15 protein-coding genes and 3 pseudogenes are annotated in these 21,406 nt (G+C 69.5%); all 18 read right to left on the reverse strand.

Annotated features, from left to right (window positions below):
• Nucleotides 1-183: 183 nt before the first annotated feature.
• The 18 genes and pseudogenes from lpxC to F1643_RS11910 all read right to left on the reverse strand — a co-directional run bounded on the left by lpxC (nucleotide 184) and on the right by F1643_RS11910 (nucleotide 21,398).
• Nucleotides 184-1,079: pseudogene (gene lpxC, locus F1643_RS11825) on the reverse strand (UDP-3-O-acyl-N-acetylglucosamine deacetylase).
• Between the two features lie 318 nt (nucleotides 1,080-1,397).
• Nucleotides 1,398-3,338, reverse strand: coding sequence for a cell division protein FtsZ (ftsZ, locus tag F1643_RS11830; protein WP_194913378.1), 1,941 nt, complete (start codon nucleotides 3,336-3,338; stop codon nucleotides 1,398-1,400).
• Between the two features lie 122 nt (nucleotides 3,339-3,460).
• The gene (ftsA, locus tag F1643_RS11835; protein WP_194913446.1) at nucleotides 3,461-4,735 is read right to left on the reverse strand and encodes a cell division protein FtsA; all 1,275 of its coding nucleotides are present in this window, start codon (nucleotides 4,733-4,735) and stop codon (nucleotides 3,461-3,463) included.
• Nucleotides 4,736-4,817: 82 nt separating this feature from the next.
• Complete coding sequence (locus F1643_RS11840) at nucleotides 4,818-5,780, reverse strand: cell division protein FtsQ/DivIB (RefSeq protein WP_194913380.1); 963 nt, start codon at nucleotides 5,778-5,780, stop codon at nucleotides 4,818-4,820.
• A complete protein-coding gene (locus F1643_RS11845; RefSeq protein WP_194913382.1) occupies nucleotides 5,765-6,724 on the reverse strand; it encodes a D-alanine--D-alanine ligase in 960 nt (319 codons plus the stop codon). Before F1643_RS11845 ends, F1643_RS11840 begins: the two co-directional genes overlap by 16 nt.
• Nucleotides 6,725-6,858: 134 nt before the next feature.
• A pseudogene (murB, locus tag F1643_RS11850) lies at nucleotides 6,859-7,767 on the reverse strand (UDP-N-acetylmuramate dehydrogenase); the annotation flags it as partial.
• Between the two features lie 14 nt (nucleotides 7,768-7,781).
• A complete protein-coding gene (gene murC / locus F1643_RS11855; protein WP_194913384.1) occupies nucleotides 7,782-9,200 on the reverse strand; it encodes a UDP-N-acetylmuramate--L-alanine ligase in 1,419 nt (472 codons plus the stop codon).
• A gap of 7 nt (nucleotides 9,201-9,207) precedes the next feature.
• Complete coding sequence (locus F1643_RS11860) at nucleotides 9,208-9,393, reverse strand: hypothetical protein (protein WP_236783611.1); 186 nt, start codon at nucleotides 9,391-9,393, stop codon at nucleotides 9,208-9,210.
• A 59-nt stretch (nucleotides 9,394-9,452) separates the two neighbouring features.
• Entirely contained in the window at nucleotides 9,453-10,682 is a 1,230-nt protein-coding gene (gene murG, locus F1643_RS11865; protein WP_370540570.1) for an undecaprenyldiphospho-muramoylpentapeptide beta-N-acetylglucosaminyltransferase, read from the reverse strand.
• A gap of 8 nt (nucleotides 10,683-10,690) precedes the next feature.
• Entirely contained in the window at nucleotides 10,691-11,812 is a 1,122-nt protein-coding gene (locus F1643_RS11870; RefSeq protein ID WP_194913387.1) for an FtsW/RodA/SpoVE family cell cycle protein, read from the reverse strand.
• Nucleotides 11,809-13,218, reverse strand: a complete 1,410-nt coding sequence (murD, locus tag F1643_RS11875; RefSeq protein WP_194913388.1) for a UDP-N-acetylmuramoyl-L-alanine--D-glutamate ligase — start codon at nucleotides 13,216-13,218, stop codon at nucleotides 11,809-11,811. Before murD ends, F1643_RS11870 begins: the two co-directional genes overlap by 4 nt.
• A 14-nt stretch (nucleotides 13,219-13,232) precedes the next feature.
• On the reverse strand, nucleotides 13,233-14,318 hold the full coding sequence (gene mraY, locus F1643_RS11880; protein WP_149222053.1) for a phospho-N-acetylmuramoyl-pentapeptide-transferase: 1,086 nt from the start codon (nucleotides 14,316-14,318) through the stop codon (nucleotides 13,233-13,235).
• A gap of 9 nt (nucleotides 14,319-14,327) precedes the next feature.
• Nucleotides 14,328-15,833 (reverse strand): annotated as a pseudogene (locus tag F1643_RS11885) (UDP-N-acetylmuramoylalanyl-D-glutamyl-2,6-diaminopimelate--D-alanyl-D-alanine ligase).
• Nucleotides 15,830-17,317 carry a UDP-N-acetylmuramoyl-L-alanyl-D-glutamate--2,6-diaminopimelate ligase gene (locus F1643_RS11890; RefSeq protein WP_194913389.1) on the reverse strand — a complete coding sequence of 496 codons (1,488 nt, stop codon included), beginning with the start codon at nucleotides 17,315-17,317 and terminating at the stop codon, nucleotides 15,830-15,832. Before F1643_RS11890 ends, F1643_RS11885 begins: the two are co-directional and overlap by 4 nt.
• Nucleotides 17,283-19,169: a penicillin-binding protein 2 gene (locus F1643_RS11895; RefSeq protein ID WP_194913390.1), complete on the reverse strand. Its 1,887-nt coding sequence runs from the start codon at nucleotides 19,167-19,169 to the stop codon at nucleotides 17,283-17,285. The genes F1643_RS11890 and F1643_RS11895 overlap by 35 nt, the downstream gene beginning before the upstream one ends.
• On the reverse strand, nucleotides 19,166-19,981 hold the full coding sequence (locus tag F1643_RS11900; RefSeq protein ID WP_194913392.1) for a hypothetical protein: 816 nt from the start codon (nucleotides 19,979-19,981) through the stop codon (nucleotides 19,166-19,168). The genes F1643_RS11895 and F1643_RS11900 overlap by 4 nt, the downstream gene beginning before the upstream one ends.
• Nucleotides 19,978-20,952 (reverse strand): 16S rRNA (cytosine(1402)-N(4))-methyltransferase RsmH, encoded by a 975-nt coding sequence (rsmH, locus tag F1643_RS11905; protein ID WP_194913394.1) that lies wholly within the window; start codon nucleotides 20,950-20,952, stop codon nucleotides 19,978-19,980. The genes F1643_RS11900 and rsmH overlap by 4 nt, the downstream gene beginning before the upstream one ends.
• A complete protein-coding gene (locus F1643_RS11910; protein ID WP_014248340.1) occupies nucleotides 20,952-21,398 on the reverse strand; it encodes a division/cell wall cluster transcriptional repressor MraZ in 447 nt (148 codons plus the stop codon). The genes rsmH and F1643_RS11910 overlap by 1 nt, the downstream gene beginning before the upstream one ends.
• Nucleotides 21,399-21,406 lie beyond the last annotated feature (8 nt).

Below are 21,406 nucleotides of genomic sequence, written 5' to 3' on the forward strand. Positions count from 1 at the left end.
AGAAAAAGCCCTCCCGAGAGGGAGGGCAGGGGCAAACCCAATCGAAAACGGCCCAATCGAAAACAGGCTGTGGTCAGGCGACCGCCAGCTGCTCCAGGCCGCGGCACGCGACCGGCAGCGACACCGCCGTCTCGTAGCGCCAGGCGCTGCGGTCGGCGAACAGGGCACGCAGCAGCTGGTTGTTCAGGGCGTGCCGGAGCGCACGCCATGGAAATGACCGACGATGGGCGCACCGGCCAGATACAGGTCGCCGACGGCGTCCAGGATCTTGTGGCGCACGAACTCGTCGCTGAAGCGCAGGCCCTCGGCGTTCATCACCGTGTCGCCGGAGATGACCACCGCGTTGTCCAGCGAGCCGCCGCGGGCGAGCCCCATTTTGCGCAGCCCCTCGACCTCATGCAGGAAGCCGAAGGTGCGGGCGCGGCTGATCTCGTCCTTGAAGCTGTCCGTGTCGATTTCCAGCGCATGCGCCTGACGGGAGATGGCGGCGCTGTCGAAGTCGATCTCGAAGCTGTAGGTGGTCGCGACGTCGGGGGTGAAGGACGCACTCTTCACACCGTCGCCGATGACGACCGGTTTCAGGATGCGGATGACGCGGCGCGGGGCCTTCTGCACGGCGATGCCGGCCTGCTCGATGGCGGCGACGAAGGGGGCGGCGCTGCCGTCCATGATCGGCACCTCGATGCCGTCCAGCGAAACGACGGCATTGTCGATGCCGCAGCCGCCAGCGCGGACATCAGATGCTCGATCGTGCCGACGGTGGTGCCATGGTCGTTACCGATCACGGTGCACAGACGGGTGTCGACCACCGTGTCCCAGCGCGCCGGAATGACAGCGGCGGCACCACGGATGTCGGTGCGATGGAAGGTGATCCCGGAATTCGCATCGGCCGGGGAAATCGTCAGCGTGACGATGACGCCCGAATGCAGCCCGACGCCGGCGATGGTCACCGACTTCTTCAGGGTCTGCTGGAACATGCCGTCCGCGTTGCTGCGATTGTTGGCCACGATGTCTTTTCCATCTTGGTCATGAAGGGGAGGTTCCCGGCGATGCCGCGCCGGATGATCTTGGGAGATCATCGCGTCGGCGGCTTTCGCTTTTCGACCATGCTGATAGGTAACACTCGGGCTCGGAAATCGGCAAATCACTCATTGTTACCGTTTGTTGCAGGGCAAAAGAGGTGCGATTTGCAAGCAATCGGCTATACGCACAATAGTGACGCAACAAAAAATCCCCGGAAACGCGCGGAGGCGTCCCGGGGTCCGAGAGGTTCGGTCAGGTTGTGGAGCCGCCGGCACCGCGATTAGGAGGCTGCGGCGACGGCGGTTATCTCCGGCTTTCGCCGGGATCGGCCGACCGCCGCGGAAAAGGCCGCGGCGGTCCGGAACGGTGGGCGCTCAGTTCGCCTGACGGCGCAGGAACGCCGGGATGTCCAGCTCCTCCTGCTCACCCGGCTTGGCATCGGCGCGCGGGGCCGGGGCCATCTGCTGCGGAGCGGCCGGATAGCTGGGCGCCTGCGGGGCCTGCTGCGGCGCCGCCTGCTGCTGCGGATACACCGGAGCCTGCTGCGGAGCGGTCGGGTAGGACGGAGCCGGCTGATAGGCCTGGGGCGTCTGCGGCTGCTGCGGGTAGGCCGGCTGCTGCTGCGGGTAGCCCTGCGGGGCCGGCTGGTACTGCTGCGGGGCCGGCTGCGGCTGGTAGGCCTGCGGCGCGGGCTGCGGGGCCGGCGGGTGCGCCGGTTCCGACTTGCGGCCGAGGCCGGTCACCAGACCGAACAGGAAGTTCCCTTTGCGGGCGGGCGCCGGCTCCGGAGCGGGCGCCTGCGCCGGAGCCGGGCCAACCGACAGGCCGCCCGGATGCGGCTGGTGAGCCTGCGGGGCGGCGTGATGGTGATGCTGGTGGGCCTGCGGGGCCTGCTGGTGGGAGACCGGCTGCTGCGGCTGTTGCTGCTGCGGCTGCGGCTGCTGGTGAGCCTGCGGGGCCTGCTGATGGACGGCGGGCTGCTGCGGCTGGGGAGCGGACAGCGGGGCGGCGCCGACGGTCACCGGCTGGCGCGGACCGGCATCGGCCGGCTTCGGCGCGAAGAAATGGCCGCCCTGGTTCTCGCCATGCAACGGACCGGCGGCCGGCTTCGGCGCCTCATGCTGTTGGGGGCATGCTGCTGGGCCGGGTCGTGCTGGATCGCGGCGGCACCGGCGGTCACCGGCTGCGGAGTCCGCAGGCCGATGGCGGCGCTGGGGATGGGCGAACCGGGGGCACCGGCCGGGGCGACCGGCGCGCCGGTCAGATTGCCGGGAGCGCCCGGCTTCTTGGCGCGGTCGCCGACCAGCGACAGGTTGACCGGGTGCAGGGTGCGCGGGTTGCCTCATCGCCGCGGCGTCGATGCCGGTGGCGACGACCGACACGCGCATCACGCCGTCCAGCGAGCTGTCGAAGGTCGAGCCGAAAATGATGTTGGCGTCGGGGTCGACCTCGTCACGGACGCGGTTGGCGGCCTCGTCGACCTCGAACAGGGTCATGTCGTAGCCGCCGGTGATGTTGATGAGGACGCCGCGGGCACCCTTCATCGACACGTCGTCCAGCAGCGGGTTGGAGATGGCGGCCTCGGCGGCCTCGATGGCGCGGCGCTCGCCGCCGGCCTCGCCGGTGCCCATCATCGCCTTGCCCATCTCGGTCATGACGGACCGGATGTCGGCGAAATCCAGGTTGATCAGGCCGGGCATCACCATCAGGTCGGTGACGCCGCGCACGCCCGAATGCAGAACGTCGTCGGCCATCTTGAAAGCGTCCGCGAAGGTCGTCTTCTCGTTGGCGATGCGGAACAGGTTCTGGTTCGGGATGATGATCAGGGTATCGACATACTGCTGCAGCTCGGCGATGCCGCCCTCGGCCAGCCGCATGCGGTGACCGCCCTCGAAATGGAAGGGCTTGGTGACGACGCCGACGGTCAGGATGCCGCGCTCGCGGGCGGCGCGCGCGATGACCGGTGCCGCACCGGTGCCGGTGCCGCCGCCCATGCCGGCGGTGATGAACACCATGTTGGAGCCTTCGAGATACTGGACGATCTCGTCGATCTGCTCCTCGGCCGACGCACGGCCGACATCCGGCTTGGAGCCGGCGCCGAGACCGCGGGTGGTGCCGGTGCCCAGCTGGATGCGCTTCTCGCACAAGGAACCCTTCAGCGCCTGCGCGTCGGTGTTGCCGACGACGAAGTCCACGCCTTCCAGGTTCGACTTGATCATGTTGTTGACGGCGTTGCCGCCGGCGCCGCCGACGCCGAACACGGTGATGCGCGGCTTCAGTTCGGGCTCGATCTGGGGGATGGTCACGTTGATCATGCTGTTCAGGCCTCCACAACCTGTTTTCGTTGGGTTTGATGTTTGATATGCCGCGACCGGCGCCCGGTTGTGTCCGGTGTCTGTCCGTTCGGGAATCGGTGGATGGCGGCGGGAAGGATCATCTACAGATTCTCCCGCAGCCACAGGCCGACGCGGCCGATGAGCCCGGTGGACGCGACCGCCTCGTGGCCGGTCACCATCAGCTCCGTCGGGTTGCGGACGGCGTGTAGGAGAAGGCCCGCGACCGTCGCGAAGGCCGGTCCGCCATGGGCCTCGTTGAGGCCGGCGATCCGGGTCGGGCGGGCGATGCGGACCTGCTTGTCCAAAATGGGGGCGGCCATGTCGCGCGTGTTGGGCAGCTGGCTGGCGCCGCCGGTCAGCACGACGCGCCGGCCGACCAGCCGGGAATGGCCCGACTGCTCGATGGCGCTGCGCACCTCTTCGAAGATCTCTTCCATCCGCGCCTGGATGATGCTGACCAGGAAGGAGCGCGGGTGGCTGGCGGTGCCGCTGCCGCTGCGCTCGTCCTCGCCGATCTGCGGGACCTCGATCATCTCGCGCTCGTCGGCCGGGTTCACCCGGGCGCTGCCGTAGAGCACCTTCAGCCGTTCGGCATGGACCAGCGGCGTGGTCAGCCCGTGGGCGATGTCGTTGGTGACATGCCGGCCGCCCAGGGGCACGAAGCCGGTCCAGACCAGATTGCCTTCGGAGAAGATCGAGATTGTCGTGCCGCCGCCGCCGATGTCGACGCAGGCCGCCCCCATCTCCATCTCGTCCTCCACCAGACAGGCGAGGCCGGAGGCGAAGGGGCTGACCACGATGGATTCGATGTTCAGGTGGCAGCGGGCGATGCAGGCGTGCAGCGTCCGGATGGCGCCGGCCGCCGCGGTGACGACATGCAGCTGGGCGCCCAGCGAATGGCCGCTCATCCCCTTGGGATCGCGGATGCCGCGGCTGCCGTCCAGGCTGAAGCCCAGCGGAATGGTGTGGATCAGCGCCTGATCGGGGCCGGCCTGAAGGGTGCGGGCATGGGCCATGGCGCGGCGGATGTCGCCCTCCGTCACCTCCTGGCCGGAGACGGGGACCGTGGCGGTGAAGGCGTGGGAGCGCGGATGGCCCATCGACAGGTTGACGACCACGTCGTGCACCGTCTCGCCGGCCATCTGTTCGGCGGCATGCACGGCGGCGCCGATCGAGGTTTCCGCGGCCTCCATGTCGATGATGGTCCCGGCGCGGATGCCCGTGGCGATCTGGTGGCCGACGCCGATCACGCGGAGGGAGCCGGGCTCCTCCATCCGCGCGATGACGCAGCACACCTTCGTCGAGCCGACGTCCAGCGCCGTGACGATTCCGCCACGGGCCGGCCGCTTCGGCTTCTTGGCGCCGTTGAATCCCATCCCGAACATGCCCCCCAAACGTCCCCTCTACCCCTGTCTGCCGGTATCGGGCGTCCCCGAAAAGTCCCGCCGCTGGTCCGTCCTACGATTTCTTGCCGTTCTTCTTCTTCGACTCGTCCTCCCAGCCAGGAAGCTGGGCGGTGGCGGAGGTCTGGATCGCGGCGCGGCCGGGCAGCCGCAGGTCGATGGCGACGATGTCGCGGTCCAGCACATGGCTGGCCGTATGCATCTGCTCCAGCTGCAGAAGGGCGCGGCGCATCTCCGCGTTGCCTTCCGGCAGCTTCACCGTCACGCCGTTGCCGAGCTGCAGGTTCCAGCGCCGGTCGCTGATCCAGCTGGCCGAGGACAGCATCGGGGCGACAGTGGGGGCGCTGTCCAGCGCCGACAGCAGGGTGTGCACCTGCTGCGGGGCGTTGGCGCCGATAACCTGGGGCAGCGTGTCGATGCGCTGGTTGCCGCGGCGGGCCAGTTCCGCCGCATCGGCCAGCGGACGGCCGGCGCGGTCGATCACGGTGAACTGCCGCTCATGCTGCCAGATCGCCATCGGCTGGCGTTCCGACAGGCGGATGTAGAGGAAACCGGGCAGCCGACGCTCGATGGAGGCCGACGACACCCAGGGAAGCTCTTCCAGCCGCTGCTTGGCCTCGGCAAGGTCGATGGACAGGATCGGCTCGCCCCGGCGCACGCCCAGCGCGTCGAGCACGGCGTCGCGTTCCGTCTCGCTGCGGCCGACCACCAGGATCTCCGACAGGCGGAAGCCCAGGTCGCCGGTGGTCTGGATGACGCTTTCCCGCGCCGCCTCCAGCGTGTCGGCCAGGGTGCCGCGCTTCCAGGTCGTGCCGGCGGCGGCGGTCAGCCCCAGCACCGGCACCAGGATCAGCGCCGCCTTGACGGCCGAGCGGGTCCAGCGCGGCCAGGCGCGGCGGCGCTTGCCTTTCTGCGCCGACGCGGCCATGGCGCGCGGCGGGGTCGGCATCTCGTCCCGCGCGCGCGCACCGGCGGCTGCGGCGCGGAAGTCCGGATCGGCCATCAGGCGAGCTGACATGCGGCATTCTCCACCAGCCAGCCGACCAGCGCGCCGTAGGAGATTCCCACATGCGCCGCCTGTTCGGGCACCAGCGACAGGGGCGTCATGCCCGGCTGGTTGTTGATCTCCAGGAAGTACAACCCGTCCGTTCCCGGCCGGCCGTCATCCCAGCGGAAGTCGCTGCGCGAGACACCCCGGCAGCCCAGGGTGTGGTGCGCCAGCACCGCCAGCCGCTTCGCCTCCTCCGCCAGGGCCTCGGGGATCGCGGCGGGGATGGTGTGGACGGCATGGCCGGCGCTGTATTTCGCGGTGTAGTCGTAGACCTGAGCCTGGAAGACGATCTCGGTCACCGCCAAAGCGCGGTCACCCATGACGCCAACGGTCAGTTCGCGACCGGGGATGAACTCCTCGACCAGCACGCGTTCTCCGAAGGTCCCCCCGAAGAAGCCATCGTCGCCGACCGGGCTGTTCTGCCCCTCGCGGACCAGGGTTACGCCAACGGTCGAGCCTTCGTCCACAGGCTTGACGATATAGGGCGCCGGCATGGGGTGGGTACCGCCGGTGATCTCCCCACGGGACAGCACCATTCCTTTGGGGGAGCGGATGCCGACGGTGTCCAGAACGCGCTTGGTCATCGCCTTGTCCATGGCGATGGCCGCGGCCTGGACGCCGGAATGGGTGTAGGGCAGGCCCAGGAACTCCAGCACGCCCTGGATCGTCCCGTCCTCGCCGCCGCGGCCGTGCAGGGCGTTGAACACCACGTCGGGGCGCGGGGTGGTCAAGGCGTGCATCAGCCCGCCCAGGTCGCGCTGCACGTCGATGGCGGTGACGCGGTAGCCTTCCTCTTCCAGCGCCTTGGCGACGCCGGCACCGCTGACCAGCGACACCTCGCGCTCGGCCGACCAGCCGCCCATCAGGACGGCGACATGCTTCTTGTGGGCGTGGAGCAGGGCTTCGGTCATGCGTGGCCTCCGTCGGCCGTCTCCCCCTCTCCCCCCCGGGGAGAGGGTTGGGGTGAGGGGGAACCGCCGGCCGGAGCGTTCGGCTGGCGCCGAATCCCCTCATCCCGACCTTCTCCCCGGGGGGGAGAAGGGGAAAGCTGCACGCCGATGCGCTTGATTTCCCACTCCAGCGTCACGCCGCTGGTCTCGAACACACGGCGGCGGACCTCCTCGCCCAGCGCTTCCAGCTGGGCGGCGGTGGCCGTGCCGTTGTTGATCAGGAAGTTGCAGTGCTTTTCCGAAACCTGGGCGTCGCCGATGGACAGGCCGCGGCAGCCGGCCTTGTCGATCAGTTCCCACGCCTTGTGGCCATCAGGATTCTTGAAGGTCGAACCGCCGGTCCGGGAGCGGACGGGCTGGCTGTCTGCGCGCTTGTCGGAGATTTCCGCCATGCGCCGCGCGATCTCCAGCGGGTTGCCGGGCTCGCCGCGCAGGACGGCGCCGGTGAAGATGCAATCCGCGGGCGCTGCGCTGTGGCGGTAGGTGAAGCCCATGCCGGCATGGCTGAACTCCAGCCGGCGGCCGTCGCGCGCAACGGCGGTGGCGGAGACCAGCACGTCGGCCAGCTCGCGGCCATAGGCGCCGCCGTTCATGCGCAAGGCGCCGCCGATGGTGCCGGGGATGCCCGACAGGAACTCCAACCCGGCGATGCCGGCGTCGCGGGCGACCATGGCGACGTTGAGGTCGAGCGCCGCCGCACCGGCGGTCAGCATCATGCCGTCGGCAGCGATGTCGGTGAAGCCGCGGCCGAGCCGGATGGTGACGCCCGGCACGCCGCCGTCCCGCACCAGCAGGTTGGAGGCGACGCCGATCACCGTCACCGGCACCTCGGCCGGCAGGGCCGCCAGGAAGTCCGCGAGGTCGTCGGCGTCGGCCGGGCGGAACATCACCTCGGCCGGGCCGCCGACGCGGAACCACGTCACCGGCGCCAGCGGGGCGTCGGCGGACAGCCGGCCGCGCACCGCGGGCATCCGTTGGATCAGATGGCCGTCAGGGAGGCTCATGCGCGGCGCCGCCGTCATCGGGTTGCGCCGTAGAGGGACGACAGCTCGCCCGGCAGGGCGTTCGCCCACTGGGTGATGTTGCCGGCACCCAGGCAGACGACGAAGTCGCCGGGCTTGGCCATCTCGCGCACGACCTGCGCCAGTTCCTGCTGGTTGTGCAGGGCCACGACATGGCGGTGGCCGTGCATGCGCAGGCCCTCCACCAGGCTGTCGCGGCTGACGCCCTCGATCGGCGCCTCACCGGCGGCATAGACGTCGGCGACGATCACGGCGTCGGCGTCGTTGAAGCAGGTGCAGAACTCCTCGAACAGGGCGGCGAGGCGGGAATAGCGGTGCGGCTGGACCACGGCGATGGTGCGGCCGGTGCCGGCGGTGCGCGCGGCCTTCAGCACCGCGGCGATCTCCACCGGGTGGTGGCCGTAATCGTCGATGACGGTGATGCCGTTGGTCTCGCCGGTCTTGGTGAAGCGGCGCTTCACGCCCTGGAACTTGGTCATGCTGTCGCGCATCACCACGTCGGGCAGGCCCATCTCGTTGCCCACCGCGAAGCAGGCCAGCGAGTTCTGGACGTTGTGCGGCCCGTACATCGGCAGGCGCACGCCGGCGATGGCGCGGCTCTCGCCGCTGTGGCGGTCGTAGATCAGCACGTCGTACTTGGCGCCGTCGGGACCCAGCTCCACGTTCACCGCGCGGATGTCGGCCTGCGGTGAGAAGCCGTAGGTGACGATGCGGCGGTCGGACACGCGGGGGATCATCGCCTGCACCTCGGGATGGTCGATGCAGAGCGCGGCGAAGCCGTAGAAGGGGATGTTCTGGACGAAGCTGTCGAAGGCGGCGCGCGCGTTGTCGAAGGTGCCGTAGAAGTCCAGATGCTCCGGATCCATGTTGGTGACGACGGCGATGCAGGCCGGCAGCTTCACGAAGGTGCCGTCGCTCTCGTCCGCCTCCACCACCATCCAGTCGCCGGTGCCGAGCCGGGTGTTGGAACCGTAGGCGTTGATGATGCCGCCGTTGATGACGGTCGGGTCGAGGTTGGCGTGCTCCAGCATATGGCCGACCATCGAGGTGGTCGTGGTCTTGCCATGGGTGCCGCCGATGGCGATGGCCCATTTCAGGCGCATCAGCTCGCCCAGCATCTCGGCGCGGCGGACCACCGGCACCAGCGCAGCACGGGCGGCGACCACTTCCGGGTTGTCGCGCTTGACGGCGGAGGAGACGACGACGACGGCCGCACCGGCGATGTTCTCGCCGCGATGGCCGACGAACACCTTGATGCCCAGTTCGCGCAGGCGCTTGACGTTGGCGTTCTCGGCCAGGTCGGAGCCCTGGACGGTATAGCCCAGGTTCCGCAGAACCTCGGCGATGCCGCTCATGCCGATGCCGCCGATGCCGACGAAGTGGATGGTGCCGATCGAGAGGGGGAGGGCGCGCATGTCAGGCTTACTTTCCGCGGCGAAGCATCAGGCGAAGGGTGGCGTCGACCGCCCCGTCGGACAGGTCGTTGGGAAGGGGTTGCGATCCGTGGATCATCGACAGGCGATCCCGCAGAAAGCCGCCTTCGGCGAGGAAGCGCGGCACCAGCGGGCAGCCCGGACGGTTGTACCAGCCGCCCTCGGTCCGAGTCATGTCCGCCGGCCAGTCCTGCAGCGGTCGCGGCGTCGGTCGGGTCAGAGTCCTGGCTTTGATCATTCCGCGGCCCCCTTGGCGCTGGCACCGGCGGCGGCCCGCCGGGCGTTGTGGGATCGGTCGTGGTCGGTCTTTGTCGGATCGGAACCGGTGCGGGTGCCGTGAACCTGCCGGACACCGCCGCCCAGCATCGCCAGAACGGCGTCGGCCAGGGCACTGGCGGCGTCGGCGGTGCCCCAGCCATGGGCGGCCTGCGCCGATGCTGCGAGTGCCTGTGGATCTGCCAGCAGGGCGGACAGCCGCTCGGCCAGCGCACTCGGGGTGAAGGCGGGCTGCGGCACCAGCCAGGCGGCGCCGGCCTCCGCCAGATGGCGGGCGTTGGCGGTCTGGTGGTCGTCGGTGGCGTGCGGGTAAGGCACCAGGATCGCCGGACGTCCGACGCAGGTCAGCTCGGCGATGGTGGACGCCCCGGCGCGGGTGACGGCGAGATGGCAGGCGGCCAGCCGTTCCGGCACGTCGCGGAAGAAGGTCTGCAACTCCAGCCGCGCGAGGCCCAGCGGCTCCAGCGCGTCCCGGGCGGCTTCCAGGTCTTCCGGGCGGCATTGCTGCGCCAGATGGATGCGGGCGCGCAGGTCCTCCGGCAGCAGGGCCAGCGCCGCGGGGATCACCTCGGAAAAGACGCGGGCGCCCTGGCTGCCGCCCATCACCAGCAGGCGGACGGGGCCGCCGGGCTGCGGCGCCTCGTAGGGGGAGAGGCGGCGGGCGGCGACGGCGGGGCGTACCGGATTGCCTGTGCGGACGATCTTGGCACGCTGCGCCTCGCCCAGCTTCTCGATGCCGGGGAAGGCGACGGCGATGCGGCAGGCGCCTGCGATCAGCATCCGGTTGGCGCGGCCGAGAACGGCGTTCTGTTCGTGCAGCAGGGCCGGCAGCTTGGACTGGATGGCCGCATAGACGGTGGGGACGGACGGATAGCCGCCGAAGCCGACCACCGCCGCGGGTTCGAGCTGCCGCATCAGCGCGCGCGCCTCCAGCAGGCCCAGCCCCATCTGCAGCGCGGCCTTCAGCTTGCCGACGATCCCGGCGCCGGGGGAGGCGGCGCGGATGCGGTGGACCGGCACCTCCGGCAGATTGTCGCCGAAGGCATGGCCGCGCTTGTCGGTGACCAGCGTCACGGCGCGGCCGCGGGCCAGCAACTCGCGCGCCAGCGCCTCGGCCGGGAACATATGCCCGCCGGTGCCGCCGGCGGCCAGCACGATCACCTTGTGCGCTGCGGGGTCCAAATCCATCGGCCTCCTCATTCCGCGGGGCCGAAGCGTTTGCGTGTCAAAGCCAGAACCATGCCCATGCCGAACCCGAGTGCCAGCAGCGAGGAGCCGCCGTAGGAAATGAACGGCAGGGTCATGCCCTTCGTCGGCATAAGATGCAAGGACGATCCCATGTTGATCGCCGCCTGAAGTCCGAACTGGATCAGAAGACCGGCGGTCGCCAGCAGGACGAAGTAGTTGTTGTCGTTGAAGACCCGCGCGAATCCGCGCAGGACGACAAAGGCGAACAGCACCACCAACCCGAGGCAGAAGATCAGCCCCAGTTCCTCACCGGCGACGGCGAAGATGAAGTCGGCGTGGCTGTCGGGCAGATAGAACTTCACCGTGCCCTGGCCGGGTCCGGTGCCCATCAGCCCGCCGTTGGCGAAAGCCTCAAGCGACCGGTTGACCTGATAGTTGTCGCCGGCATTCGGGTCGAGAAAGCGGTCGATGCGGCTGGTGACGTGCGGCAGCATGTAATAGGCGCCGATCAGCCCGACCACGCCCAGCCCGCCGAGCCCCATCACCAGCACCAGGTTCAGCCCGGCCAGGAAGAACTGGGTGAACCACACGGCGGAAACGACGAAGGTCATGCCCAGGTCGGGCTGCAGGATCAGGCCGGCAACGGTGATGCCGTAAAGCACGATCGACACCAGCGCGCCGGGAAAGCCGGGGTTGGTGCGCGACAGCGAGAACAGCCACGCCGCCACCACCGCGAAGGCGGGCTTGACGAACTCGGACGGTTGGATCGACAGGCCGGGGATATGGATCCAGCGCCGCGCGCCCTTGATCTCCATGCCCACCACTAGGGTGGCGAAGACCAGCAGCACCGAGAACAGGAACACGCCCAGCGCCACCCGCCGCACCCCGCGCGGGCTGAGCAGCGAGACGCCGACCATGATGACGATCGCCGGGATCAGCATCATCAGGTGGCGTTCGACGAAATAGAAGGTGTCCTGGATGCCGATGCGCTCGGCGACCGGCGGGCTGGCCGCAGTGATCAGGACCGTGCCGAGAAACATCAGCAGGGCGATGGCGCCCAGCTGCCAGCGGTCGACGGTCCACCACCAGCGGCCGAAGATGGATTGGTCGGTACGGTCGAAGGTGATCATGCAGCGCCCCCGCTCGTCGCATCGCGCGCGCCGAGTATGCCCGCGACATAGGCCGCGAAGGCCTCGCCGCGCTTTTCGAAATTGGCGAACTGGTCCCAGGACGCACAGGCCGGCGACAGCAGCACGCAGGCGCCCTCCAAGCGTTCTGCCAGGGCCAGACCGGCCGCCTTCGCGGTTGCGATATCCAGCGTTCCGCAGCGTGTATACGCAACGCCTTGTGCGTCAAGCCATGCGGCGAATTGTTCCTGCGCCTCGCCGATCAGGAAGGCGTGGCGGACGCGGCCCATATAGCCCTCCAGCCCGTTCAGCCCGGTGTCCTTGGCCTGTCCGCCGAGAATCCAATAGATCGGGTCGAAGGTCGCCAGCGCCTTTTCCGTCGCGTCGGCGTTGGTCGCCTTGCTGTCGTTGACGAAGCGCACGCCCTCCGCCTCGCCGACCGGCTGCTGCCGGTGGGCAAGGCCGGGGAAGGTCGCCATCGCCGCGACGATGGCCGGGACCGGCAGGCCGGCGGCCTTGCAGGCGACGAAGGCGGCGGCGGCGTTCTGCCGGTTGTGGGTGCCCAGCAGGGTGGGCAGCGTGGACAGCTCCACCACGCGTTCAGCCGCGCCGTCGGTGTCGTCGACCAGCCAGCCGTCGGCGGCATAGACCCCGCCCGCGACCGGCCCCAGGGCGGAAACCGGCCAGATGCGCTGATCACCGGCCGCAACGAGGTCGGCGTGAATCGTCCTGCAATGCTCGTCGTCCACGCCGATCACCGCGGTGCGCGGCCAGGTCTGGCGGTGGAAGATCAGCTTCTTGGCGGCGATGTAGCCATCCATCCCGCCATGTCGGGCGAGATGGTCGGGCGTGATGTTCAGCAGGACCGCGATGTCGAAGGTGATGGAGTGGGTCAGTTCCAGCTGGTAGCTCGACATCTCCAGGACGCAGGTGCCGCCGGATCCGATCGGGTCGAAGGTCAGCACCGGCGTGCCCAGGTTGCCGCCCACGGCGGCCTTGCGCCCGGCGGCGGCCATGATGTGGCCGATCAGGGTGGTGGTGGTCGACTTGCCGTTGGTGCCGGTGATGCCGATGAAGGCGCAGTCGCGCTCCGCCCGGCCCAGCAGCTCGATGTCGCAGATCACCTCGATCCCCAGCGCACGGGCGCGCTCGGCGACCGGATGCGGCTTGGGGAAGGTGTGGGGGATGCCCGGCGACCAGACGATGGTGGTCAGGTCCGACAGGTCGGCGGTGGCGAGATCGACGACGGCGAAGCCCTCGGCCTCCGCCGCGGCGCGGGAGGCGGGGTTGTCGTCCCACACCCGCACCTCGGCCCCGCTGTCGCGCAGCGCACGGGCGGTTGCGAGGCCGGACTTACCCAGCCCCATCACCGCGACGGGAAGCTCCTGCATATAGAACAGGTCGATCATCGCCTAGGCCCCCCTCAGCGCAGCTTCAGCGTGGACAGGCCGACCAGCGCCAGGATCGAGGCGATGATCCAGAAGCGGATCACCACCGTCGGTTCGGCCCAGCCCTTCTTCTCGAAATGATGGTGCAGCGGCGCCATGCGGAACACGCGCTTGCCGGTCAGCTTGAAGGACGCGACCTGCACGATCACCGACACCGTCTCCAGCACGAACAGGCCGCCGATGATGGCAAGGACGATCTCATGCTTCGTCACCACGCTGACGGCGCCCAGCGCGCCGCCCAGCGACAGCGACCCGGTGTCGCCCATGAAGACCATGGCCGGCGGGGCATTGTACCAGAGGAAGCCCAGACCGGCGCCGACCAGGGCGCCGCAGAAGACGGTCAGCTCGCCCGATCCCGGCACATGGTGGATCTGCAGGTAGTTGGCGAAGATCGCGTTGCCCGACAGGTAGGAGATCAGACCGAAGCAGCCGGCGGCGATCATCGTCGGCACGATGGCGAGCCCGTCCAGACCGTCGGTCAGGTTCACCGAGTTCGACGCGCCGACCATGATGAAGGCGCCGAAGGGCACGAAGAACCAGGACAGCTGGATCAGGAAATCCTTGACGAAGGGCACCGCGACGCCGCCCGACAGCGGCGGGGCCGACACCCACATGATCAGCGCGGAGGCGACCAGCCCGATGGCGATCTCCCAGCCCAGGCGGAAGCGGCCGGACAGCCCCTTGGTGTTGCGCTTGGTCAGCTTCAGGTAGTCGTCGCCGAAGCCGATCAGGCCGTAGCCGATGGTCACCAGCAGGACGATCCAGACATAGGCGTTGGTCAGGTCGCCCCACAGCAGGGTGCTGACCGTCATGGCGATCAGGATCATCAGGCCGCCCATGGTGGGCGTGCCCTTCTTCTTGAAGTGGCTTTCCGGGCCATCGGCGCGGATGGGCTGTCCTTCGCCCTGCTTGCGCTTCAGCCAGGCGATCAGGCGCGGGAAGAACACGAAGCTGATGACCAGCGACGTGATCACGGCACCGCCGGTGCGGAAGGTCAGATAGCGGAACAGGTTGAACGGCGTGAAGACGTCGGCCAGTCCGAAGAGGAGGTTGTAGAGCATTTGGGTCCGTCAGCCTCGCGGGCCTTGCTGGCCTTGCGCGGCCGCCTGCGGCTGGTTGGTGGTTCGGGAGGCGGCTTTGTCCACGCTTTCGCGCCCGCTGTCGAGTGCCGCGAGCGCATCGACGACCAGACCTGTACGACTGCCCAATGACCCCTTGACCATGATAACGTCGCCGCCTTTTTACGGCCGCGGTCACGATGGGAGCGAGGTCGACGCTGGTCTCGGTCCAGGCGCCGCGCATGGCCTCCGGCAGACGGTCGAACAGCGCCTTCATGTGCGGGCCGCAGGCATAGACGGCATCCACCTGCGCGGCCCGCAGCGGCTCGGCGAGAGCGACGTGCAGCGTGTCGGCGCGGTCGCCCAACTCGCGCATGTCGCCCAGCACCGCGATGCGCCGTCCGCCCGCGCCGGGATCGATCTTGCCCAGCACCTCCAGCGTCGCGGCCATGGCGGCCGGGCTGGCGTTGTAGCTCTCGTCGATCAGGGTGAAGGCGCCCTGGGGCAGCTTGATCCGCTTGCGGGTTCCGCGGCCCTTGACCGGCTGCAGGCTGGACAGCGAGCGGGCAGCAGCGGCGACATCGGCGCCCAGCGCCTTCACCGCCAGCAGGACCGCGAGGCTGTTCATCACCCAATGCCTGCCGGCCTGCGACAGGCAATATTGCAGCCGCTCGCCGCGGATGACCGCAGTCACCGCGCTGCAGGTGGCGTGCAGCGAGCAGTCGATCAGGCGGGCGTCGGCCTCCTCATGGGCGCCGAAGCTCCAGATGTGGGTCAGGCCCTGGCGGCGCGCGGCGGCGGCCAGCCGGGCATACTGCCCGTTGTCGCGGTTCAGCACGGCGACGCCGTTGGCATCCATGCCCTCGAAGATTTCGGCCTTGGCGTCGGCGATCGCCTCGACGCCGGAGAAGAACTCCAGATGCGCCGCTTCCACCGTGGTGACGATGGCGACATGCGGCTTGACCTGCCGCGACAGCGGGCCGAGTTCGCCGGCGTGGTTCATCCCCAGCTCGAACACGCCATAGGCGCTGGCTTCCGGCAGGCGGGCGAGCGACAGCGGCACCCCCCAATGGTTGTTCAGGCTGCCTTCGGTGGCGTAGGTCGTCCCTTGCGCCGACAGGACGTGGCGCAGCGTCTCCTTGGTGCCGGTCTTGCCGACGGAGCCGGTGACGCCGACGACCCGCGCGCCGCAGCGGGCGCGCGCGGCGGCACCCAGCGCCGCCATCGACTCCAGCGTGTCCGATGGGGCGATCAGCAGCGGGGCGTCGGCGGGCAGGCCGTCCGGAACATGGTCGACCAGTGCCGCCGCGGCCCCGGCGGCCAGCGCCGCGCCGACGAAGGCATGCCCGTCGAAATTCGGCCCGCGGATGGCGACGAACAGATCGCCCGGCGCCACTTGCGGCTGTCGATGGTGACACCGGTGGCAGTCCAGACGGCCGGACCGGCCAGACGCCCGCCGGTGGCGGCCGCCGCGTCCCCTGCGGTCCAAAGGACCGCCTTACCCGTCTCGTCGCTCATGTTCCAACCTCCGCTACGGCTTTCCGGGCCTCGTCCGCGTCGTCGAACGGACGCACCTCGGTGCCGATCGTTTGTCCCTGCTCGTGGCCCTTGCCGGCGATGACCAGGACGTCGCCGGGCTGAAGCTGCCGCACCGCGGTGCGGATCGCCTCGGCCCGGTCGCCGATCTCCTCCAGCTTTCCGGCCAGTTCCCCGGTGGCGCCGGCCAGCACCTGACCCCGCACCAAGGCGGGATCCTCGGTGCGCGGGTTGTCGTCGGTGACGATGGCGCGGTCGGCCAGTCCGGCCGCGAGCGCCCCCATCACCGGCCGCTTGCTGCGGTCCCGGTCGCCGCCGCAGCCGAACACCGTCACCAGATGGCGCGCGGCATGCGGCTTCAGCGCCCGCAGCACCGTTTCCAGCGCGTCGGGCGTGTGGGCGTAATCGACGTAGACCGTCGCCCCGTTGGGGTGGGTCGCGACATGCTGCAGCCGGCCCGGCACGCCTTCCAGCGAGGGAAGGGTGGCGAGCGCCCGCTCGGCGTCTCCGCCCGAACCGATGACCAGACCGAGAGCGCAGAGCACGTTCCAGGCCTGGAAGCGACCCGCCAGCGGCAGGTCCACCGTCACGTCGCGGCCGAGCACGGACAGGGCGAGGCGCTGGCCATGGGCCAACGGCTCCACCCCGGTCACCCGAAGCTCGGTTCCGGCGAGACCATAGGACAGGACACGGTGGCCACGGTGGTTACAAATGGTGGCAAAATGTTGAAATTCCGGAGAGTCGGCGTTCAGCACCGCGACGCCGCCCGGCGGCAGGACCCGGTCGAACAGCATCGCCTTGGCGTCGCGGTACGCCTCCATCGTGCCGTGGTAATCCAGATGGTCGAGCGTCAGGTTGGTGAAGCCGGCGGCCTTGATCGCCACGCCGTCCAGCCGGAACTGCTCCAGCCCGTGGCTCGACGCCTCCATCGCCAGATGGCCGATGCCGGCCTCCGCCGCGGCGGCGAGGTCGCGGTGGAGCGATACCGGGTCGGGCGTGGTCATCCCGCCATAGCCCTGCAGTCCGGGGCCGAGCAACCCAAGCGTGCCCAGGCTGGCGGCGGGCAGGCCGAGCCGCGTCCAGATCTGGGCCGCGAACTGCACGGTGGAAGTCTTGCCGTTGGTGCCGGTCACCGCCACCACCGTCTCCGGCTGGCGCCCGCCATGGAAGGCGGCGGCCATGCGCGCGAAGGCGAGGCGGGGCTGGGGATCGGTCAGCAGGACGGCGGTGGAGTCGGACGGAAGTTCGGTGCCCTCGGGCGCCAGCACCGCGACGGCGCCCTTGGCGATCGCGTCGGCGATGAAGGCGCGGCCATCGGCCTTCACGCCAGGCAGGGCGGCAAAGACGAAGCCGGGCCTGACCGCGCGGCTGTCGGCGGTCAGCCCGGCGATGTCGGGGTCGGCCACATGGTCTGCCACACGGGCGGTGGCGTCAGCGCGGCTTGGTCTGAGTTGGGAAAGACGCAACGGTGCTTCCCTTCGACGGGGGTGGGGCGGAGACGGGGGGCAGGGACTGCTGCCAGTTGGTGGACCCGGCGGCGTTCAGGAAGGTTGAGTTCAGGATCTCGGGCGAACTCTCGTCCACCGTCGGCACGTTGAGCAGCGGGCCGATCTGCTTGATGATGCGGCCGGCCGCCGGCGCGGCGACCCAGCCGCCGGTGGCATAGCCGTAGGTCTTGGCCGTCGCCTTGGGCTCGTCGACCAGCACATAGACGACATAGCGCGGATCATTCATGGGGAAGGCGCCCAGGAACGACGACATGCGCGAGTTCTTCTGGTAATGCCGACCCTTCTGCTTGTCGGCCGTGCCGGTCTTGCCGCCGACGACATAGCCCTTCACATCGGCCGACTTGCCGGTCCCTTCGGTGACCACGAAGCGGAACATGCGCCGCATCAGGTCGGAGGTCTGGCGCGACACGACCTGTTCGGTCGGGATTTCGGCGTCCGAATTGCGCTTCAGCAGCGTCGGCTTGTGGAAGAGGCCGCCGTTGATGACGGACGCGGCGGCGGCCACGGTGTGCATCGGGCTGACCGACAGGCCGTGGCCGAAGGAGATGGTGTAGCTGTTGACCTCGCGCCACGGGTTGGGCACCAGCGGCCAGCCGCTTTCCGGCAGCTCCAGCCCGGTGGGCTTGGTGAAGCCCATCTTGGTCATGAAGGCCTTCTGCGCCGCGACGCCCACCTGCTGGACCATGCGCACGGAGCCGAGGTTGGAGGAGTGCTGGAACACTTCCGCCACCGTCAGGGCGCGATGCAGGCTGTGGTAGTCGTTGATGGTGAAGCGGCCGACCTTGATCGGATTCTTGGCGTCGAACATGTCCGACGGGCGGATCCTGCCGGCGTCGAACGCCAGCGCCGAGTTGAAGATCTTGAAAGTCGAACCCATTTCGTACACGCCGAGCGTCGCCCGGTTGAACAGCGTGTCGGAGTTGAGGCCGGTCGGGTCCTGCGGGTCGAAATCGGGCAGCGAGACCATTGCCAGGACTTCGCCGCTGCGCACGTCGAAGACGATGCCGGCGGCGCCGATGGCGCTGAACTCCTGCACCGTCGCCGTCAGTTCCTTCTTCAGGACGTGCTGCAATCGCAGGTCGAGGGACAGCTGCAGCGGCGTGCCGGGATCCTCGGTCAGGCGCTTGTTGAAGCCCTGCTCCATGCCGGCGAGGCCGCTGTTGTCGATTCCGGTGAAACCGACCACATGCGAGGTCAGCGGGCCGGCCGGATAGAAGCGGCGCTCCTCCCGTTCGAAGGCGATGCCGGGGATGCCCAGACGGTGGACGGCGGCCTGCTGCTTCGGCGTCAGGTTGCGCTTCAGCCAGACGAAGCGGCGGTCGCCGCTCAGCTTGCCCACCAGATCCTTGTAGTCCAGTTCCGGCAGGACGCTGACCAGCTTCTGCGCGGCCTCTTCCGGGCGCGAGACCAGCTTGGGATCGGCGAAGAGCGATTGGGTGACCAGCGAGGTCGCCAGCAGGTTGCCGTTGCGGTCGATGATGTCGGCACGGTTGGTGGTGGTGTTGTCCACCTCCAGCGCCACATGCTGGCGCGGCTCGCCGCCGCCGGCGAACAGGGTCGCCATCGCCAGCTTGACGCCGATGGCGGTGAAGACCGTCGTGACCACGGCAGCCGTCACCAGCAGGCGATAACGGCTCTGCTCCAGCGCGACGGCCAGCGACGTCCGCGGTCTGGCGGACGGCTGCTGGGGCGGCTGCTGATAGGGCGAGGGCGCCGGCGGCGGGACATAGGTGCTGCCCGGGCTGCCGGGCACCCCGCCACCGCCGGGCTGGCCGTAACCGACCGGGCCGCCGTGGTCGTAACCGCTCATCGATTGACCCCCAGACGCGCGACGAGCAGACCCAGGCTGTCGGTCGGCTTGGGCTGGTAGGGCTGCTGGGCCGCCGCCGCCTTGGGCGCGGGAACCGGAGCGGCAGCCGGCGGCACCGGCCGCGTCGCCACCTCGGTCGCCCGGTTGGGAGCGGTCGGGGCGTTCGGCGCGAGCTTGCCGGCGGCGCGGTCGGTCGCCGCCTTCTCAGCGGGCCTCTCCACCGGGGCGCGGGCCGCACCCGGCACCAGGGCGGAGGGCTTGATGCGGGGAGCCGGATCGGCAAGGCCGCCGCCCGACGGCAGGGAGGCCGGCACGACGACCGCCGCGCGTTCCAGCGCCTTGTCCATCGGCAGCGGCTTCGCGGTCGCCGGCACGCTGACCGGAACGATTCCGGCGGCGGTGTTGTTGGGAACGGTGGGCACGCGGGCGGAAGCGACCTGAGAGGTGCCAGTGCCGGGCGCGCGGACCATCGGCGGCAGCGGAGCGGCACCGGGCTGGCCGGGCAGGGCAGGGGCAGGCGGCGGAACGGCGTCGGCCGGGCGCATGGGAATCAGGTCCATCGCCACATACTGGCGCGGCTCCGTCGGCTGCAGCGCCAGATAGCTTTGGGCCATCTGCTCCAGCTTGGACGGATCGTTCAGGTAGCTCCACTCGGCCTTCAGGACCTGGATGGACTCCTGCTCATGGATGATCTTGCGGTTCAGCCCGGCGAGCTTTTCCTCCAGATCCTGGACGTCGTAGCTGGTCTGGAACAGCACGCCACCGGCGGCCGCGATCAGGCCACCCCAGAACAGCCAGGTCTTGCCTTTCATGCTGCCTCCTTGCCGGGCGCCGGGAACGCGGGCGCCTCGGTACGTTCAGCCGCGCGCAGCCGGGCGGACCGGGCGCGGGGATTGTTGCGGGCTTCGGCCTCGCTCGGGTCCACGGGTTTCCGGGAGAGCAGGCGGAAGGATGGGTGATGCGCCGCGACCGCGGTCACGGGCGTATGACGGGACGGGGAGGGCGGCGGCGAGGACCGTTCCCGCAGGAACGCCTTGACCTCGCGGTCCTCCAGCGAATGGAAGGAGACGACGGCCAGACGCCCGCCGGGCGCAAGCAGCGACTCGGCGGCGGACAGGCCGCGCCGCAATTCGCCCAACTCGTCGTTCACATGGATGCGCAGCGCCTGGAAGCTGCGGGTCGCCGGGTCGATCCCGTCGCCCTTCCCCTTCGGCACCACGGAGCGGATGATCTCGGCCAGCCGCGCCGTGCGTTCGATCGGTGCCTCGCGGCGGGCGGCGACGATGGCGCGGGCGACTCGGCGCGCCATCCGTTCCTCGCCCAGGTGATAGATGATATCGGCCAACTCCGCCTCGTCGGCGGTGTTGACCACGTCGGCGGCGGTCGGCCCATCCCGTCCCATCCGCATGTCGAGCGGGCCGTCGAAGCGGAAGGAGAATCCGCGCTCCGGCTCGTCGATCTGGGGGGAGGAGACGCCGACGTCGAGCGCCACGCCGTCCACGCTGGTGACGCCGCGGTCGGCCAGCAGCCGGTCCATGTCGCCGAAGCGGCCCTCGATCACCTCCAGCCGGTCCGGGAATTCCTGGGCCAGCGCACGGCCGCGCTCGATCGCGGCGGGATCGCGGTCGATGCCGATCACGCGGCAGGACGCCGACCGCAGCAGGGCGCGGCTGTAGCCGCCGGCGCCGAAGGTGCCGTCGACATAGAGGCCGCCGTCGCGCGGGGCCAAGGCCGCGATCACCTCGTCCAGCAGGACGGGAATGTGAATGGGGGTATCGGTCATCAGGCGCCCTCCCCGCTCCGGCTGGCGGCGCCGCGGGAGGCCTTGGCGACGATCTGGCTGAGGGAGATGTCCTTGCGCACGACCTGCTCGCGCAGCGCCGCCTCGTGGGCTTTCAAAGCGTCGGGTTCCCAGATCTGGAAGGTCTTGCGGCGGCCGATGAAGGCGGCCTCCTCGGTGATGCCGGCGAATTCAGCCAGCTCCTTGGGCAGGACGATGCGGCCTTCGGCGTCGGAGGAGACGGGGATCAGCTTTCCGAAGATGAAGGTCTCGATCATGTCGCGCTCGTCGGCATCGAGGTCGGGGGATTCGAGGCTTTCGGAGAGGACGTCGAGATAGTCCTGGTCGGCGCCTTCCAGCGCCTGGTGGTTCAGCGAGGGCCAGAGATAGACGGTGCTGGGAGCCGACGTCTTGGCAAGCGACTGCCGGAACTGTGCCGGGATCGACACACGCCCTT

It is taken from the genome of Azospirillum sp. INR13 (assembly GCF_015390205.1).
Taxonomy (GTDB): domain Bacteria; phylum Pseudomonadota; class Alphaproteobacteria; order Azospirillales; family Azospirillaceae; genus Azospirillum.